Source organism: Micromonospora sp., from assembly GCF_048594385.1.
GTDB classification, from domain to species: domain Bacteria; phylum Actinomycetota; class Actinomycetes; order Mycobacteriales; family Micromonosporaceae; genus Micromonospora; species Micromonospora wenchangensis.
In genome coordinates this window covers 1-16,435 of the sequence record NZ_JBMDWU010000183.1, presented here as the reverse complement: position 1 = coordinate 16,435, position 16,435 = coordinate 1, and the positions used below count along the sequence as shown (strand labels likewise).

The window sequence follows — 16,435 nt, the reverse complement described above, 5'->3', positions numbered from 1 at the left end:
CGAGGAGCTGGAGTGGGTCCGCTCCAACGCCAAGGCCCGGCAGACCAAGTCCAAGGCCCGGCTGGACCGCTACGACGAGATGGCCGCCGAGGCGGAGAAGACCCGCAAGCTGGACTTCGAGGAGATCCAGATCCCGCCGGGTCCGCGGCTGGGCAACACCGTCATCGAGGCCAACCACCTCAGCAAGGGCTTCGGTGACCGGCTGCTCATCGACGACCTGTCGTTCTCGCTGCCGCGCAACGGCATCGTCGGCATCATCGGCCCGAACGGCGTCGGCAAGACCACCCTGTTCAAGACCATCGTCGGGCTGGAGCAGCCGACCGACGGCCAGGTCCGGGTCGGCGAGACGGTCTCCCTGTCGTACGTCGACCAGAACCGTGAGGGCCTCAACGGCGACAAGACGGTCTGGGAGGTCGTCTCCGACGGGCTGGACCACCTCATGGTCGGCAAGGTCGAGATGCCGTCGCGGGCGTACATCGCCGCGTTCGGCTTCAAGGGCCCGGACCAGCAGAAGCCGACCAAGGTGCTCTCCGGTGGCGAGCGCAACCGGCTCAACCTGGCGCTGACCCTCAAGATCGGCGGCAACGTGATCCTGCTCGACGAGCCGACCAACGACCTCGACGTCGAGACGCTGTCCAGCCTGGAGAACGCCCTGCTGGAGTTCCCCGGCTGCGCCGTGGTCATCTCCCACGACCGGATGTTCCTCGACCGGGTCGCCACCCACATCCTGGCCTGGGAGGGCGACGACGAGAACCCGGCGAAGTGGTTCTGGTTCGAGGGCAACTTCGACGCGTACGAGAAGAACAAGATCGACCGGCTCGGGGCGGAGGCGGCCCGCCCGCACCGGGTGACCTACCGCAAGCTGACCCGCGACTGAGCATGGCGGACCGTTTCGTCTACCACTGCACCCTGCGCTGGTCCGACCTGGACGCGTACGGCCACGTCAACAACTCGCGCTTCCTCACCCTGTACGAGGAGGCGCGGGTGGCGTTGATGTTCGCCGGCGGCAAGGCGTGGGGGGTCGGCTCGTTCGCCGACGGGGTCGTCATCCGCCGGCACGAGGTCGACTACCTGCGCCCGGTCGACTACGCGCTCGGCCGGGCCACCGCCGAGGCCGCGCCGACCGTCCGGATCGAACTGTGGGTGGAGCGCATCCGGGCCGCCTCGTTCACCGTCGCCTACGAGCTGTACGACGGTGAGGTGCTGGCCAGCACCGCCCGCTCGGTGCTGGTCCCGTTCGATCTGGTGGAGAAGCGACCCCGGCGGATCAGCGACGCCGAACGGGCCTTCCTGGAGTCGTGGGCACCGACCGGCGGGGCGGCGTGAACGGCGGGGCCACCGTCCGGCCGGAGCACGGGTTGGTGGGGGCGGACGACGCGGGGGCCTTCCTGGCCCGGCTGGTTCGCCTCGACCCGGCCACGGTGGTCCGGCTACGCCCGCTGCCCGGCGTCGGCCGTACCGCGCTCTGGGCCCGGCTGCCGTGGGACGTGCTGGTGGTCCGGACGGTGGCCGGGACCGCCCCGGCCGACGTCACCGTGGACGCGGCCGCGCTGCTGGCCCGGCTGGCCGACGCCGACACCGCGCTGCCGCCCGGCCGCGACGAGCGGTGGCGGTGGCCGCTGCCCCCGGTGGTGAGCCGCCCGGTCGAGGTGCTGCCCGCCGCCGAGCTGCGGCGCATCGCCGAGGCCGCGGCGGGCACCCTGCGCGCCGCCGCCACCGAGGGGGTACGCGGGCGCGCGGTGGGGCAGCGGATGCTGCGGGAGGCGCTGCTCGACCACGTGGCGGTGACCGTCACTCCCGACGCCGATCCGGCCGACCCGGTGGAGATCACCCAACGGCTGGTGCAGGGGCTCGTCCGGATGGGGTTCCTCGGCCCGGCCGAGGTCACCGCGGCGGGGGAGGTCCAGGTCCGGGTGGCCGGCCGGTGGGTCGGTCTGGTGGGACCATACGGAACCGCCTGGTCGCGGAAAGTTTCCGATCTCGCAATTCGTCCGGCGCGGGATCAGCCGAAAGTATGACCCCGGCTCATTCTTCCGGGCTGGGGCTGCCGTTGGGGGGGTGTCTCAACCCGGCTGTCCGGGTACCGTCCATCCTCGGATCCAACGCACCGTAGGCGATTGGATCCGCTGGGGAGTGAGGTGCGCGAGCGATGCCGTGGTGGTCATGGCGCCCTGGTCCCGCCGCTGGCGGCGAACCGGAAACTCGAAGCGGAGTCTCGGTGGACAGCATCCGGGTGGGGCCACCGCCGCCCCGGCAACCGGCGGAGGACTGCCCCGGCACCGATCGGCCCGTCGTGACCGACCGGCCGGCCTCCGTGGCCCCGGTCACCCTGGCCCGGGTGTGCGACGCGCTCGACCTGCTCGACGTGCGTTACCTGGCCGACGGTGACGGCAACCTGCTGGCCATGTGGGAACGGCACGCGGTGCTGGTGACCCTCGAAGGCCCCGAGGACGAGATCCTGGTCATGCGGGCCCGCCCGCACGCCACCGTCCCGCCGGACTGGGCCGACCGGGCCTACCGGGTGGTCAACGAGTGGAACCACACCCGCCGGTTCTGCAAGGCGTACATCGGCGACCCGACCGAGCGCGGCCAGTTGCCCATCTACGCCGAGTTGCAGGTGCCGCTCGGCGCCGGGGCGCACGACGCGCTGCTGGTGGAGATGCTCGACTGCGGCGCGGCCGTGGCGACCACCTTCGTCGACTGGCTGCACGACGAGGGTGCCCTGCTCTGAGCGGCCCGACGCCCCGCCCGCGCCGTCGCGGCGGCCGGGTCAGCCGGCGGCCGGGTCCTCCATCACGTTGACCATGAAGTAGGCCGACCGCTCCAGGTAGTCCCAGAGGGTGGCCGCCAGCTCCGGCGGCAGGCCCAGGTCGTCCACCGCCCGGCGCATGTGGCGCAGCCAGGCGTCCCGCTCGGCCGCGCCGATCCGGAACGGCGCGTGCCGCATCCGCAGCCGGGGATGCCCCCGCTGGGCCGAATAGGTGTTCGGGCCGCCCCAGTACTGCATCAGGAACAGCGTCATCCGCTCGGTGGCCGGCCCGAGGTCGTCCTCCGGGTACATCGGGCGCAGCAGTGGATCGTCGGCGATGCCGGCGTAGAACCGGTCGACGAGCCGCCGGAAGGTGGGCTCACCACCGACCGCGTCGAAGAAGGTCGTCGACGGAACGGGCCGGAGGTCGCCTGCGGAATCCACCGTTCCATCCTGCCAGGTACGGCGACGCCACGACCGCCGCCCAGCGGCCGATCACATCACAGCGTGCCGCCGAGGGGTCCGCCGTCCGGGTCGGGGCGGCGTCGAACCGGGCCGGTCGCCCGCCGGTGACCCGGCGTTGGCCAGGTCGGCGGCCTTCACGGCGGCGTCCACGGTGGCCCGGTCCGGCCAGCGCAGCGCGGTGGCCAGCATCAGCAGCACCCCGGCGGCGCTCCACACCCCGACCACCACCGGCACCGAGAAGCGGTCGGCGAGCATGCCGGTGACCAGCACCGCACCGCCCTGGATCACCTGGATGCCGGTGGCCATCACGCCGAAGGCGCGGGCCCGGTAGCCGTTGGGCAGGGCCCGGACGAACAGACCGTTCGCCGTCGGGATCAGACCGGCGACCGCGAAGCCGCAGGCCGCCGCGAGCAGGGCGACCACCAGGGGGGGCGGGTTCAGCAGCGCCGGCACCAGGGCCAGCGGGGCGAGCACCGCCAGCGGTCGCATCAGGGTGAGCCGGCCGGCGGGCGACACCAGCCGGCCTACCAGCAGGCCGCCGACGATGTACCCGACCGGGTTGGCCGCCATGATGACGGCCTGGGCGGCACCCGAGTCCAGGCCGTTGCCGGAGCGTTCACCGGCCCACGCGGCGGCCAGTCCCTCCGGGACGATCGAGAAGAGCATGGCGCTGAACACCAGCAGGCTGATCGCCCGCAGCACGGGGGTGCCGAAGACGATCCGGAAGCCCTCGCCGGTCTCCCGCAGCAGGTGGGTCCGGTGCGCCGCGCTCAACGTCGGCTCCCGGTCGTGCACGCCGAGCTGGACGAACAGGGCGGACAGGCCGAAGGTGGCCGCGTTGAGCAGCAGCGCCGCCGTCGGGCTGACCGCCGCGACCGCCGCGCCGGCCAGGTAGCCGACCACCTGCGCGGCCTGGCTGGCGCTGGCGTTGAGCGACAGCCCGAGCACCAGCCGGTCGCCGGTGAGGATCGCCGGCAGCAACGCCGAGCGGGCCGCCTGGCTCGGCGGGTTGGCCAGGGTGGCGGCGAAGAGCAACGCGAGGATCGCCCAGACCGGCAGGCCGGGCAGCACGATCAGGACGGTCAGCAGCATCCGGATGACGTCGCAGGTCACCATCACCCGCCGGTGCCGGTACCGCTCGGCGAGCGCGGCGAGCAGCGGGCCGCCGACCAGCCACGGCAGGTAGCTCACCGCGAACGCGGCGGCGGACAGGGCGACGGAGCGGCTCTCCTGGTAGACCAGCACGGTGACGGCGGCCTTGGCGACGTAGTCACCGACCCAGGACAGGACACTGGCGGCGAAGACCGCCCGGAACTCCCCCTGCCCGAACACCTCGCCGAAGGTGGCCGGCCGGTCCGGGGCGGGTCGCTGGTCGGACACCGTCGCCTCCATCGTGCCCCGGCACCGGCCACTTGTGATGGCCCGGCGGGGCCCCGTCGTCAGATTCGCGGATCAGCGATGACGTGATCACGCTCCCGGGAACGCGTGCACCGGATTCTGCCCGATCGTCTGACAACTGACTAGGGCGAACGGATTGATCGTCGCATCCCCGACTGAACGAACGGACGATACCGGAGGGGCCGCCCGTCGCGCGAGCCCCGACCATCGGACCACATCGGACAGGTGGTGAGCTGCGGTTTCAGCTACCCCCGGCCCGCCCGGCACCCGTGCCGCCGGTGCCCGCCGGGGTCCCCGGGGCCGTCGGATCGTTCGTGCCCGTCGGATCGTCCGTGCCCGTCGGGGTGGCCGGACCCGTCGTAGCCGCCGGGCCGGAGGCGGCGGAGGTGCCGACGGTCGGGCCCGACAGGCCGGCGGCGGCAGTCGGGGCGGCGGTGCCGGTGGCCATGCCGACCGGCGGCAGCCCCGGATAGAGCCGGGCCGCCGCGATCCGTGCGGTTATGCCGGAGTTCTCCAACGCCTCGGCGAGCCGGCGACGCAGCTCCCGGCCGACCGCGAACTGGCCGTCCGCCGTGGTCTTCACCACCGTCCGGATCACCGCGCCGTCGACGGTCATCTGCTCCACCCCGAGCACCTCGGGCGGCTCGACGATGTCGGCGGACAGCTCCGGGTCCACCGCCACCGAGGCGGCGGCCGTGCGCAGCACCGCGTTGGCCTCCTCGGTGCCGGCGAACCCGATCGGCAGGTCGACCACGACCAACGCCCAGCCCTGGCTCTTGTTGCCCACCCGGATGATCTCGCCGTTGCGGATGTACCAGAGCACCCCGCGACCGTCGCGGACCGTGGTGACCCGCAGCCCCACCGACTCGACCACCCCGGTCGCCTCGCCCAGGTCGACCGTGTCACCGACGCCGTACTGGTCCTCGATCAGCATGAACAGCCCGGCGATCAGGTCCTTCACCAGGCTCTGCGCGCCGAAGCCGAGCGCCACCCCGGCGATGCCGGCGCTGGCCAGCAGCGGGGCCAGGTCGAAGCTGAACTCGCGCAGGATCATCAGCAGCGCGATGCCGAAGACGAACGCGGTGACCATGCTGCGCAGCACCGAGCCGATCGCCTCGGCACGCTGGCGACGCCGCTCGGGGACGAACTCGGTCGGGTCGAGCGTGGCGGTGGGCACCCGCTCGCGCAGCGGACGCAGCAGGGTGGGCACCGCCCCGTCGGTGGTGGTCCGGACCAGCCGGTTGATCGTCCGGTGCAGCGCCCAGCGGGCCACGAACGCCAGCAGCAGGATCAGCACCACCCGCAGCGGCTTGAGCAGGATCCAGTAGCTGCCCTCGGCGAACCAGGCCGACCCGGTCACCCGGTAGAGGTACTCGCAGGAGGTGCTGCCCAGACAGTCGGCACCCGAGCCGTCCCCGGCACCCGGGCTGCCACTCGGGGCCGGGCTCGATGCGGCGGACAGGACGACGGTCGACAGGCTGAGGGCGCTCACCCTGTCTTAGTACCGCAGCGGACGCGGGGGCCGTCGGCCGGCCCACCGGAGAGTCCCGGCCCATGATCGTACGGCGCCGAACCGGACATCTTCCTACATCGTGCGGAGGGTTCCGCGGGTACCCCGGATTAGTACGTGCATTACGCGGTCCGATCAGGGACGATAGGCGTCAACGGACGACGGTGATCCCGCCGGAGTCGGTCGTGGCCCTCGGCTGCCCGGGGCTCGGCCGGCGCTGCCAGCGGTGGGAGCGGCTGGACCGGGAGGGTGAGCACGATGCCTGACATACGACCCACGGTGGGCTCCGGCGCGCTGGTCCTCAACGCCACCTACGAGCCGCTGTGTGTCGTGTCCGTGCGTCGCGCCGCGATCCTGGTGCTCTCCGCCAAGGCCGTCTGCGTCGCCGACGGCGACGGCATCCTGCACAGCGCCCACGACGCGCTCCCCGTCCCCTCGGTCGTGCGGCTGACCCGGTTCGTCCGGGTGCCCTACCGCACCCACGTCGGGCTCTCCCGCCGGGCGATCTTCGCCCGCGACGGCAACCGCTGCGCCTACTGCCGGGGGCCGGCCGAGACCATCGACCACGTCTTCCCGCGCAGCCGTGGCGGCCGGCACGCCTGGGAGAACGTGGTCGCGGCGTGCGCCCGGTGCAACCACACCAAGGGCGACAAGACCCCGGCCGAGCTGGGCTGGCGGCTGCACTGCCTGCCGGCGGCCCCGAAGGGCAACGCCTGGCGGGTGCTCGGCCACCGGGCGCCCGACCCACGCTGGGCGGACTGGCTCGACCTGCGGGAGCCGCTGCGCGAGGCCGAAGCCGCCTGACCGCCGGGCGGGGCCGAGCCGCCCGACCGCTGCGCCCGCCTGACCGCCGCGTCGCCGTCGGGTGCTCCCGGGGCGGCCGGAACGACCGCGGGTCAGCGGGCCCGGACCAGGGTGGCGTACACGACGACGTTGTCGGCGTAGCCGGTCCCGCCGCCGACCCAGCGCCCGCCGCAGGTGATCAACCGCAGGTTGGGGCGGCTGAAGTCGCCGAAGATCTCGTCTACCGGCAACCGTTCCTTGCCGTACCGCTGCACCTGGTCGACCTCGAAGACGGCCACCCGGTGATCGGCCCGGGTCACCTCGATCTCGTCGCCGTCACGCAGTTCCCGCAGCCCGTGGAAGACCGCCGGGCCGGTGGTGGTGTCCACGTGCCCGACGATCACCGCCGGGCCGTACTGGCCGGGAGTGGGGCCCTGGTCGTACCAGCCGGCCTCCTGGGCGCGGGCGGCGGCCGGGACGTCGATGCTGCCGTCCGGGGCGATGCCGACCTGGTGCACCGGGGCCCGCACGTCGATCCGGGAGATGGCGATCTGGGTCGGCGGGCTGCCCGCCAGCACCGGGAACCGCTTCGGTGGCGGGCGCAGGCCGGCGACGAACCGGTCCGGCAGGACGCTGAGCCCGGTGACCCGCTCCACCCCGAGCATCGCCACGATCAGCAGCATCACCGCGGCGATCGCCAGCACCGGCAGGCCCGGCCCGGACCCGGCGAACCGGCCGCCGAACGCCGGGACCCGGGGCACCGGGCGTACCGGACGGGCCTGGGTGACCGGGTCGGCGGTGGTCACGCTGGCGGAGAAGGCCTGGCCGGCGACCCGGCGGAAACGCCGGGCGGCGCGGCGGGTGCGGGCGGCGATCCGGCGGGCGGCGTGCCGGCGGCCGGCGGCGACCCGGACGGTACGCCGGGCCGCCGCCCGCAACCGGTGGCCGGCCGGCCGCGAACGGGTACGGGCCATGGCGACAGGCGGTCAGGCACCGGGCCGCGGCCGTCGGCGGGTGCCGCCGACGACGCCGAGCCCGGCCGCCCCGGCCACCCCGGCCCGGCCGCCGACCAGCAGCAGCGAACCGCTGCCCCGGTCACCCGCCGTCCCGCCGCCGCCGGTCGCCGGGCCCTTGCTCGGCTGGGCCATGTTCAGCACGGTCAGCATGGTCGAGGCGGTGTTGCCGTTGGCGCACCGCAGGTCGACCGGGTAGTCCCCGGGCTGCTTGTTGCCCGGGACGGTGACCGCACCGGTGAGGAAGCCGTTGTCGGGCCGCAGCACCACCCGCCCGAAGGCGTCCGAGTGCACGGTGGCCTGCTGGTTGTTGGCGTTGTCGCAACTCGCCCGGACGTTGACCCGGGTGCCGGCCTGCGCGGTGTTCGGCGTGACCTCGACGAAGGTGTTCTCCCCGGCGCGCGCCGGGGTGGCCGCGGCCAGGACGAACACCCCGACCAGGGTGAGCATCGCCAGTACGGCGTGGACGGCACGACGGTGCAGAGTGAGCCCCCGCATGATTCCCCCCTCCCGGCGACAGTTCGCCGGAATCCTGCGACGGGTGTGCGGGGCTGCATTCCCGCTGGCCCGGGGGCAAACCCGGACTCGGGCCCGCCCGGGGTCAGGCGGGTGGCAGCGGGGTGACCGGATGCCACTGCAACGGGCTGGAGAGCACCATCGTGCTGGACGGCTGCCCGTACGGGGCGAGCCGGTCGATCACCGCCTCGAACTGCCCGATCGAGCCGGCGGCGACCTTGAGCATGCTGCACGCGTCCCCGGTGATCCGGTGGATCTCCTGGATCTCCGGCCAGTCGACGACGTTCGGGTCGTGCAGGATGCACCGGGGGCCGTAACAGGACATCCGGATCAGCGCCACCACTCCACGGCCGGCGCGGGCCAGGTCGACGTGCGCGTGGTAGCCGGTGATCACCCCGGACTCCTCCAGCCGGCGGACCCGTTCGGCGACCGCCGGCGGGGACAGGTGCACCCGCCGGGACAGCTCGCTGTACGACAGCCGCGCGTCGGCCTGCAACTCGCGCAGCAGGGCCCAGTCCATCTCGTCCACGTACCGACCTTATCTTCGGCAGGCGGATCGGCCGAAGTGCCTTTCGTTCGTGAAGTGAGAGCCGCTCAGCTCCATCGAAGCGGCATTCCGCCACGGGTACGTGACGGGAGATCATGTTCGGACAGCCGAACCGGAGGAGGCGAGACGGTGGAACAGACGGACCAGCGGGCGTACGCCCCGAACCCGGTCGTACGCCCGTCCACCCCGCAGCAGCGGCGGGCCCGCGCCGCCCGCAACGGCGGTGAGCCCACCCTGGAGTTCGCCGACCGGACGCCCTACGACGCGTACGTGCACGCCAGCACCCTGCACACCCTCCAACAGCCGCTGAGCAGCGACCCGGGTGAGATGTCCTTCCTGATGGTCAGCCAGATCATGGAGCTGTACTTCGGGCTGACCTGCCACGAGCTGCGCCAGGCCCAGCGTGACCTGCGGGCCGACCGGGTGTGGGCGGCGCTCGCCCCGCTGCGCCGGGCCGCCCTGCACCTGGAGGGGCTCAACGCCGCCTGGCGCGGGTTGCGCTGGATGACCCCGGCCGACTTCAACCGGTTCCGCAACCTGCTCGGCGAGGGCTCCGGCTTCCAGTCCGCGATGTACCGCCAGCTGGAGTTCCTGCTCGGGCTGCGCGACCCGGCGTTGATCCGCCCCTTCCGCCGCCAACCCGGGGTGTACGACGACCTGCGCGCCGCGCTGGCCACGCCGAGCCTCTGGGACGACGTGGTCGCCCTGCTCGGCCGGCACGGGCACGAACTGCCCGCCGAGCTGCGGGACCGGGACGTCGCCGACGAGCACCTGCCGCACCCCCGGGTCGAGGCGGCCTGGGTGGCGGTCTACGACGACGACGGGCCGGACAACCACCTGCGGCAGCTCGGCGACGCGCTGGCCGACGTGGCCGAGCAGTTCGGCGACTGGCGCTGGAACCACGTCAAGGCCGTGCAGCGCACCATGGGCGCCAAGGTGGGCAGCGGCGGCTCGGCCGGGCTGGCCTGGTTGCAGCGCAGCATGTCCCGGGTGGTCTTCCCCGAGCTGTGGTCGGCCCGCACCGCGATGTGACCCCGGCGGTGAGCGCCTGCGGTGGGTGACGCCCCGGCCCACGGACCGGCCCCGCCGCCGGGCGGGGCGACGGGACCGGCCGGTACGCGGTCAGGAGTGCGGGCAGGTGTCCCGGTACTCCTCGATGGCGCTGCCCCGGGGTGCCGGGCAGAGGAACTGCTCGTAGCGGGTGTCGTCGTCGACGAACCGCTTCAGCCAGGAGATGCTGTACTTCGCCACGGTGACGTTCGGCGAGGTAGGCGCGGAGTGACCGGCCGCGTTTAACTCCAGGTACGCCTTGTCCAGGCTCGCCGGCAGGCTGGTGTAGAACGGCTCCGAGTGCGAGGCCACCGGGGCGGTCGAGTCGTTCTCCGCGCCGATCACCAGCGTCGGCACCCGTACCGACGACCAGTTCTTGACGGTGTGCCAGCCGGTCAGCGGGATGGCGGCCTGCAACGCGGGCCGGGTGTTCGCCGCCGACAGGCTGCCACCGCCGCCCATCGAGTGCCCCATCACCGCGAGCCGGGTGCGGTCGATCCGGGTCCGCACCGCGCTGCTGCCGGTCAGGTAGTCCAACGCGGCCAGCAGTTGGGTGCCCCGGGAGGCCGGCTGGTCGTACACGGAGAGGGTGTCGATGGTGATGACCACGAAGCCCTGCGAGGCCAGCCGGGGGCCGAGCCAGGCGACGCTGGACTGGCTGGCGGTGTACCCGGGGGAGATCGCCACCGCGCCGAAGGTGCCCTCGGCGGTGCTGGTCGGGTAGTAGATCGTGCCACCCCGGAACCCGCTCACGGCGGACGCCGCGACGGTGCTCTGGGCGATGGCGAACGGCCCCCGGGTGGCCTCGATGCTGGCGGTCGTCGGGGCGGGGCCCCGCTCGTACGGGTTGGCGGCGACCGCCGCGACCGTCCGGCCGTCGACGGGCGCGGCGCTCGCCGCAGGTGCGGCGAGCGCGCTGCCGCCGACCAGGGCGAGCGCGAGCAGCGGCCGGGTGACCAGCCGGGGCCAGGGCCGGCGGGCACGGGTGGGGTGGGGGTGGAGGGCGGGCACGGGTTGCACGGGGGCTCCCTGCGGATGGGTGGACCGGAATCGATCGAGAACGTCCGATCGGTACGGGCCATCCTCCGGGTCCCGGCGTCGAGACCGGCAATCCCGGCCGGGTCATGTCAGCGGAATATGGGGCGGACGCCACACCCGTGCCGGTCGTGTCGTCCCGGCGCGATCGGGTACCGAACCGGCAGGATGGGACCGGGTGACCCGACTCGTCGCCGCCGTGGGGCCGCTGGAACACTTGAGTGACAGGTGGGATCGGCACCCCGCAGGCTCGCGGGGCGTCGGCTCCGCTAACGTGAATGGCAGCGGAGTCGGGAGCCGGTGTCACGATCGTCCACCCGACCCGGAAGCTCTGGTCTCTCTTACCGCCTGGGGGCGTTGGGATTGTCTGTCACTGACACGTTGCTGATCTTCGTCGGCATCCCGGCGGCGGTGGTGCTGGTGATCGTCGGGCTGGTCTTCGCCGCCAACCACGGCAGCGGCGGCGGCGCCAAGCGCTACCGGCCGGGCCGACGCTTCGACTTCACGCCGGTCTGGTTCCTGGGCCGCCCGGAGCAGTTGGCCGACTCGGCCGGCACCGCCCTGGCCGCCGGTGCCCAGGCGCCGGCGCTGACCAGCCACAAGCAGCAGCAGGCCGGCATCGAGGCGCCGGCCGGTGGAACCGGAGGCGCAAGTGACCGTTGGTGAGCAGGTCGACCAGGCCGGCACGGGCACCCCGCCCGAGGTGCTGGACGGGCCGTTCTCGACCCGGCAACTGCTGCGCATCGACGAGGCGCTGCGCCTGGCCGACCAGGGCAGCGGCCTGGTCTTCTCGGTCTACGTCGGCGGCCTCGACGAGCCGGTCCGGGAGCACGCCGAGCGGCTGCACCGCCAGCTCGCCGAGCCGGACAGGTCGGTGCTGATCGCCGTGTCGCCCAACCAGCGCCAGCTGGAGGTCGTCACCGGCCGGTACGCCCGCAAGCGCATCCCCGACACGTACGTCAAGCTGGCCGCGCTGTCCATGGTGGCGTCCTTCGGCGGCGGGGACCTGGCCGGCGGCATCATCCAGGGCCTCGACCAGCTCGCCAGCCACGCCGGTCGGGCCTGAGCCCCACCCGCACGTCCCGAACACTCCGGAGCCCGGCCCGCACCACGCGGACCGGGCTCCGTCACGTCCATGGAGTCCCGTCCCGGGTGGCGCGTACCGGTACTGCCCGTGCCAGGCCGGCACCGCGGAACGACCGGGGCCGGCGTGGGCTCGCACCCGCGCCGGCCCCGGGCCGTACCACCTCGGCTGTCAGCTGCTGCGGGCGTCCCGCGCGCGGGCCTTCAACGCCCGGACCACCCCGTCGCGTCCCTCGGCCACCAGCCGGCGCAGCGGCGCCGGCTGGCCGTCGCCGGCCAGCCACGCGTCGGTCGCCGCCACCGTCTCCTCCTCGACCAGGTACGCCGGGTACGCAAGCTGCACGAACTCCTGCGCCGGCTCGCTGTCACGCTGCGCCCACACCTGCGCCACCGTGGCGAAGTACCGCTCCCGGTACGGCGCGGTCAGCGCGACCTGCGTCGGGTGGGTGAGGCCCTGCAACAGCGCCCGGTTACGCCAGTTCGGCAGCGCGTCCGGGCCGGTCAGCAGGGACCACACCGTCGCCTTGTTCTCCGCGGTCGGCACCAGCGCGTGCGCGTAGGCGGCCTCCCGCTCGCCGGAGGCCGTCCGGTCGCCGGCCAGCTCCGCCTCGATCTCGGCGGTGCCGGCCGCCCCCTTGGCCACCAGCGACTGCAGCACCGTCCACCGCAGCTCGGTGTCGATGGTGAGGCCCGCCGGCACGTCGGTGCCGGCCAGCCACCCGCGCAGCGTCGCCAGGTCCTCGTCGGCGCGGGCCGCCGAGGCGTACGCGCGGGCCCAGGCGAGCTGGAAACCGCTGCCCGGCTCGGCCGCCGCCAGCGTGTCCCGGGCGGTGCGGGACAGTTCGGCCCAGCCGGTCGGCGCCCAGGCCGGGTCGGCGTAGAAGATCAGCGCGGTGCTGGCCTGCCGCAGGGTGGCGGTGACCAGGTTGATGTCGGTCTCGGCGGGCAGCCCGGCCAGCACCAGCGCGACGTAGTCGCGGGTGGACAGTTCCGCGTCGCGGACCATGTCCCAGGCGGCCGTCCAGCACAGCGCGCGGGCCAGCGACGAGTCGAAGCCGGCGATGTGCTGCACCACGGTCGCCATGGACCGCTCGTCGAGCCGCAGCTTGGTGTAGGTCAGGTCGTCGTCGTTGAGCAGCAGCACGTCGGCGGCCGGCCGTCCGTGCAGCACCGACAGCTCGGTCACCTCGCCGGTGACGTCCACCTCGACGCGTTCGCGGCGGACCAGCCGGCCGTCGGTCAGGTCGTACAGGCCGACGCCGATGCGGTGGGTGCGCAGCGTCGGGTGACCGGCCGGGGCCTCCTGCCGGACCAGCACCCGCTCGTAGCCGCCGTCGGCGCCGATGGTCACCTCGGGGCGCAGGGTGTTGACCTGGGCGGTCTCCAGCCACTGGGCGGCGAACTTGCGCAGTTCCCGGCCGGAGGCCGTCTCCAGCTCCGACAGCAGGTCGTCGAAGGTGGCGTTGCCCCACGCGTGCTTGCCGAAGTACGCCCGCAGCCCCGCCAGGAACGGCTCCTCACCGACGTACGCCACGAGCTGCTTGAGCACGCTGGCGCCCTTGGCGTACGTGATGCCGTCGAAGTTGACCTCGACCGCCTCCAGGTCCGGCATCTCGCAGTAGACCGGGTGGGTGGAGGAGAGCTGGTCCTGCCGGTAGCCCCAGTTCTTGCGGATCGACAGGAACGTCGTCCACGCCTCGGAGAACCGTGTGGCGTGGGTGTTGCACCAGTGGCTCGCCCACTCGGCGAACGACTCGTTGAGCCACAGGTCGTTCCACCAGCGCATGGTGACCAGGTCGCCGAACCACAGGTGGGCCAGCTCGTGCAGGATCGTGTTGGCCCGCTGCTCGTACTCGAAGTCGGTGACCTGCGAGCGGAACAGGTAGTGCGACTCGGCGTGGGTGACGCAGCCGAAGTTCTCCATCGCGCCGGCGTTGAAGTCGGGCACCCAGAGCTGGTCGTACTTCGGCAGCGGGTACCGCACCCCGAACTGCTCGTGGAAGAAGTCGAAGCCCTGCTTGGTGATCAGGAACAGGTCGTCGGCGTCCAGGTGCGGGGCCATCGAGGCCCGGCAGAAGACGCCCAGGTCGATGCCGTCGTGACTGTCCCGCACCTCGTGGTACGGCCCGGCGCACAGCGCGGTGATGTAGGTGCTCATCCGTGCCGAGGTGGCGAAGTGGACGGTCTTGAGTCCCTCGCCGGCCGGTTCCTCCCGCTCGACGGGCATGTTGGACACCACCCGCCAGTGCGCCGGCACGGTGGCGTGCCAGGTGTAGACGCTCTTCAGGTCGGGCTGGTCGAAGCAGGCGAAGACCTTCTGCGCGTCGGCCGTCTCGAACTGGCTGTAGAGGTACGTCTCGCCGTCTACCGGGTCGACGGTGCGGTGCAGGCCCTGACCGCTGTTGGAGTAGCCGAAGTCGGCGTCCACCACGAGCACGTTCTCGGCGGCCAGCCCGGTCAGCGCCAGGCCCTTCTCGGCCGACCAGCCGGCGAGGTCCACCGGCTCGCCGTTGAGCGTGGCCGCGCGCACCGACTCGGCGGCCGTCTCGATGAAGGTGCCGGCACCGGGTTCGGCACAGCGGAACCTGACCTCGGTCACCGACCGGAACGTGCGGCCCTCGGCCTGCACCGCCGTTGACAGGTCGAGGTTGATGTCGTACCCGGTGACCTCCAGCAGGCGGGCCCGCTCGGTGGCCTCGACCTGGGTCAGGTTGCGCACTCCTGGCACTTTCGTCTCCATCCCACTCTCGCCGCCTTCCGGCTGCGCCAGCCCCTGCCGGCCGCTCGTGGCGGCGACCCGAGCCGAGTCTTCCATGCACCGGCCCTGCGGTGGTCGACGTCACGCTCTCATTCCGCTACCGATCGATGCCGTGGGGGGTGAGGATCGAGGGAAACCGCGCCGGGTCCGCCGGCGTGTCTGACGTCACGAAGGGACTCCACCGTGACCGAACGTGTCGCCGTCGACATGTGGTTCGACCCGCTGTGCCCGTGGGCCTGGATCACCTCCCGTTGGCTCCTGGAGGTCGAGCAGGTCCGGGATGTGGACATCAGTTACCACGTGATGAGTCTCTCCGTCCTCAACGAGGGCCGGGAGCTGCCCGAGCAGTACCAGGAGATGATGAAGCTGGGCTGGGGGCCGGTGCGGGTCTGCATCGCCGTGGAGCAGGCGCACGGCGGCGCGACGCTGGCGAAGCTCTACACCGCCATGGGCACCCGCATCCACCTCGGCAAGGAGCCGCTGGGTCGGGAGATGATCACCGCGGCGCTGGCCGACGTCGGGCTGGACCCGTCGTTCGCCGACGCCGCCGACTCCACCGAGTACGACGAGGCGCTGCGGGCCAGCCACGAGGCCGGGATGCGCCCGGTCGGCACCGACGTCGGCACCCCCGTGGTGCACGCCCCCGGCCCGGACGGCGAGAAGATCGCCTTCTTCGGCCCGGTCATCACCCCGTCGCCCAAGGGTGAGGCCGCCGGCCGGCTCTGGGACGGCGTCCTGCTGGTCGCCGGCACCCCCGGCTTCTACGAGCTGAAGCGGTCCCGCGAGCTGGGCCCGATCTTCGACTGACCGCCACCCCGGTGGGGTCCGGCCCGATCGGGCCCCGCCGGGGGACGGTTCATCTGGTGGACCCGGCGCGGGGTCGGCGTCGCCTGGGCCGTCGTCGCCGGTAGCGTCAACCCCCATGACGGTCGTGCATCCGATCGCCCGGGCCTGGATCACCACTGGCGGCACCGGCGCGCAGAACTACGACGAGTTCGCCGACGACGCGGAGATCACCGCGATCATCGAGGCGAACCCGCACAGTGCCCTCGGCATCGAGATGCCCCACCGGGCGCCGGAGAGCCTGGGGAAGTCCTTCTCCGACGCGCTCGGTGACGCGGTGGCCCGGCTCACCGAGGCCAAGGCCGACGGCAGCTACACCCCCGCCGAGCAGGTGGTGGTCCTCTACCGGATCAGCGCCCCGGGGGAGGAGTCGGCGTACGGGCTGTTCGCCATGGTCGACACCGACCAGATCTCCACCAGCGCCGACGAGCCCGGCCTGGTGATCCGCAACGAGGACGTCTTCATCGCCAAGGTGCGGGAGCGCGTCGCCCTGGCCGAGGCGCTGGGGCACCTGCTCTCCCCCGTACTCCTGCTCCAGACCGGGCGCGGTGACGAGCTGCACGCCGCGCTCGCGACGGCGACCGACACGGCGGGCGCGCCGGCCGCCACCGACACCGACCAGGCCGGCCGCACGCACGCCATCTGGCTGCTCGGCCCCGGCCCCGAGCAGGACGCGCTGACCGCG

17 protein-coding genes and 1 pseudogene are annotated in these 16,435 nt (G+C 73.1%); 10 read left to right on the top strand and 8 right to left on the bottom strand.

Translation table 11 applies throughout. From position 1 onward, the window contains the following. The 4 genes from ACOJTC_RS09900 to ACOJTC_RS09885 form a co-directional block, all read left to right on the top strand. Window positions 1-877 (top strand): ATP-binding cassette domain-containing protein (locus ACOJTC_RS09900; protein ID WP_420116630.1); only part of this gene is annotated, 877 nt, incomplete at its 5' end. A 2-nt stretch (window positions 878-879) separates the two neighbouring features. Continuing rightward, window positions 880-1,326 (top strand): acyl-CoA thioesterase, encoded by a 447-nt coding sequence (locus tag ACOJTC_RS09895; protein WP_357928050.1) that lies wholly within the window; start codon window positions 880-882, stop codon window positions 1,324-1,326. Beyond that, window positions 1,299-2,018: a hypothetical protein gene (locus ACOJTC_RS09890; RefSeq protein ID WP_420116629.1), complete on the top strand. Its 720-nt coding sequence runs from the start codon at window positions 1,299-1,301 to the stop codon at window positions 2,016-2,018. Before ACOJTC_RS09895 ends, ACOJTC_RS09890 begins: the two co-directional genes overlap by 28 nt. A 131-nt stretch (window positions 2,019-2,149) precedes the next feature. Next, window positions 2,150-2,731, top strand: coding sequence for a YbjN domain-containing protein (locus ACOJTC_RS09885; protein WP_204928047.1), 582 nt, complete (start codon window positions 2,150-2,152; stop codon window positions 2,729-2,731). Window positions 2,732-2,770: 39 nt separating this feature from the next. Here the strand turns inward: ACOJTC_RS09885 and ACOJTC_RS09880 are convergent, their stop codons facing one another. The 3 genes and pseudogenes from ACOJTC_RS09880 to ACOJTC_RS09870 all read right to left on the bottom strand — a co-directional run. After that, on the bottom strand, window positions 2,771-3,193 hold the full coding sequence (locus tag ACOJTC_RS09880) for a globin (RefSeq protein WP_420116628.1): 423 nt from the start codon (window positions 3,191-3,193) through the stop codon (window positions 2,771-2,773). Between the two features lie 51 nt (window positions 3,194-3,244). Continuing rightward, window positions 3,245-4,606 carry an MFS transporter gene (locus ACOJTC_RS09875; RefSeq protein ID WP_204928045.1) on the bottom strand — a complete coding sequence of 454 codons (1,362 nt, stop codon included), beginning with the start codon at window positions 4,604-4,606 and terminating at the stop codon, window positions 3,245-3,247. 463 nt (window positions 4,607-5,069) lie between these two features. Continuing rightward, window positions 5,070-6,005: pseudogene (locus ACOJTC_RS09870) on the bottom strand (mechanosensitive ion channel family protein); the annotation flags it as partial. Between the two features lie 375 nt (window positions 6,006-6,380). Here ACOJTC_RS09870 and ACOJTC_RS09865 point away from each other — a divergent pair. Then, window positions 6,381-6,926, top strand: coding sequence for an HNH endonuclease (locus ACOJTC_RS09865; protein WP_204928044.1), 546 nt, complete (start codon window positions 6,381-6,383; stop codon window positions 6,924-6,926). Between the two features lie 92 nt (window positions 6,927-7,018). Here ACOJTC_RS09865 and ACOJTC_RS09860 read toward each other — a convergent pair whose 3' ends face one another. From ACOJTC_RS09860 to ACOJTC_RS09850, 3 genes are all read right to left on the bottom strand, one after another. After that, window positions 7,019-7,879, bottom strand: a complete 861-nt coding sequence (locus ACOJTC_RS09860; RefSeq protein WP_420116627.1) for a class F sortase — start codon at window positions 7,877-7,879, stop codon at window positions 7,019-7,021. A gap of 12 nt (window positions 7,880-7,891) precedes the next feature. Beyond that, a complete protein-coding gene (locus tag ACOJTC_RS09855) occupies window positions 7,892-8,416 on the bottom strand; it encodes a hypothetical protein (RefSeq protein ID WP_420116626.1) in 525 nt (174 codons plus the stop codon). Between the two features lie 103 nt (window positions 8,417-8,519). Continuing rightward, window positions 8,520-8,963 carry an Lrp/AsnC family transcriptional regulator gene (locus ACOJTC_RS09850; protein WP_204928042.1) on the bottom strand — a complete coding sequence of 148 codons (444 nt, stop codon included), beginning with the start codon at window positions 8,961-8,963 and terminating at the stop codon, window positions 8,520-8,522. Between the two features lie 147 nt (window positions 8,964-9,110). On the opposite strand from ACOJTC_RS09850, the gene ACOJTC_RS09845 reads away from it, so the two are divergent. Beyond that, a complete protein-coding gene (locus ACOJTC_RS09845; RefSeq protein WP_420116625.1) occupies window positions 9,111-10,013 on the top strand; it encodes a tryptophan 2,3-dioxygenase in 903 nt (300 codons plus the stop codon). Window positions 10,014-10,103: 90 nt separating this feature from the next. Here ACOJTC_RS09845 and ACOJTC_RS09840 read toward each other — a convergent pair whose 3' ends face one another. After that, window positions 10,104-11,042, bottom strand: a complete 939-nt coding sequence (locus ACOJTC_RS09840; RefSeq protein WP_420116631.1) for an alpha/beta hydrolase — start codon at window positions 11,040-11,042, stop codon at window positions 10,104-10,106. A gap of 405 nt (window positions 11,043-11,447) precedes the next feature. Between ACOJTC_RS09840 and ACOJTC_RS09835 the strand changes: the two genes are divergently transcribed. Further along, entirely contained in the window at window positions 11,448-11,732 is a 285-nt protein-coding gene (locus ACOJTC_RS09835; RefSeq protein ID WP_088646597.1) for a hypothetical protein, read from the top strand. Continuing rightward, window positions 11,719-12,132 carry a DUF5130 family protein gene (locus tag ACOJTC_RS09830; RefSeq protein WP_145921345.1) on the top strand — a complete coding sequence of 138 codons (414 nt, stop codon included), beginning with the start codon at window positions 11,719-11,721 and terminating at the stop codon, window positions 12,130-12,132. The genes ACOJTC_RS09835 and ACOJTC_RS09830 overlap by 14 nt, the downstream gene beginning before the upstream one ends. 189 nt (window positions 12,133-12,321) lie before the next feature. On the opposite strand, the gene pepN is transcribed toward ACOJTC_RS09830, so the two are convergent. Then, window positions 12,322-14,868, bottom strand: coding sequence for an aminopeptidase N (gene pepN / locus ACOJTC_RS09825; protein WP_420116624.1), 2,547 nt, complete (start codon window positions 14,866-14,868; stop codon window positions 12,322-12,324). 222 nt (window positions 14,869-15,090) lie between these two features. Here pepN and ACOJTC_RS09820 point away from each other — a divergent pair, with 222 nt between their 5' ends. Together ACOJTC_RS09820 and ACOJTC_RS09815 are read left to right on the top strand one after the other, a co-directional pair. Continuing rightward, a complete protein-coding gene (locus ACOJTC_RS09820; protein ID WP_357928069.1) occupies window positions 15,091-15,714 on the top strand; it encodes a DsbA family protein in 624 nt (207 codons plus the stop codon). Window positions 15,715-15,829: 115 nt separating this feature from the next. Next, the coding region (locus ACOJTC_RS09815; protein ID WP_420116623.1) for a DUF1015 family protein at window positions 15,830-16,435 on the top strand (606 nt) is incomplete at its 3' end.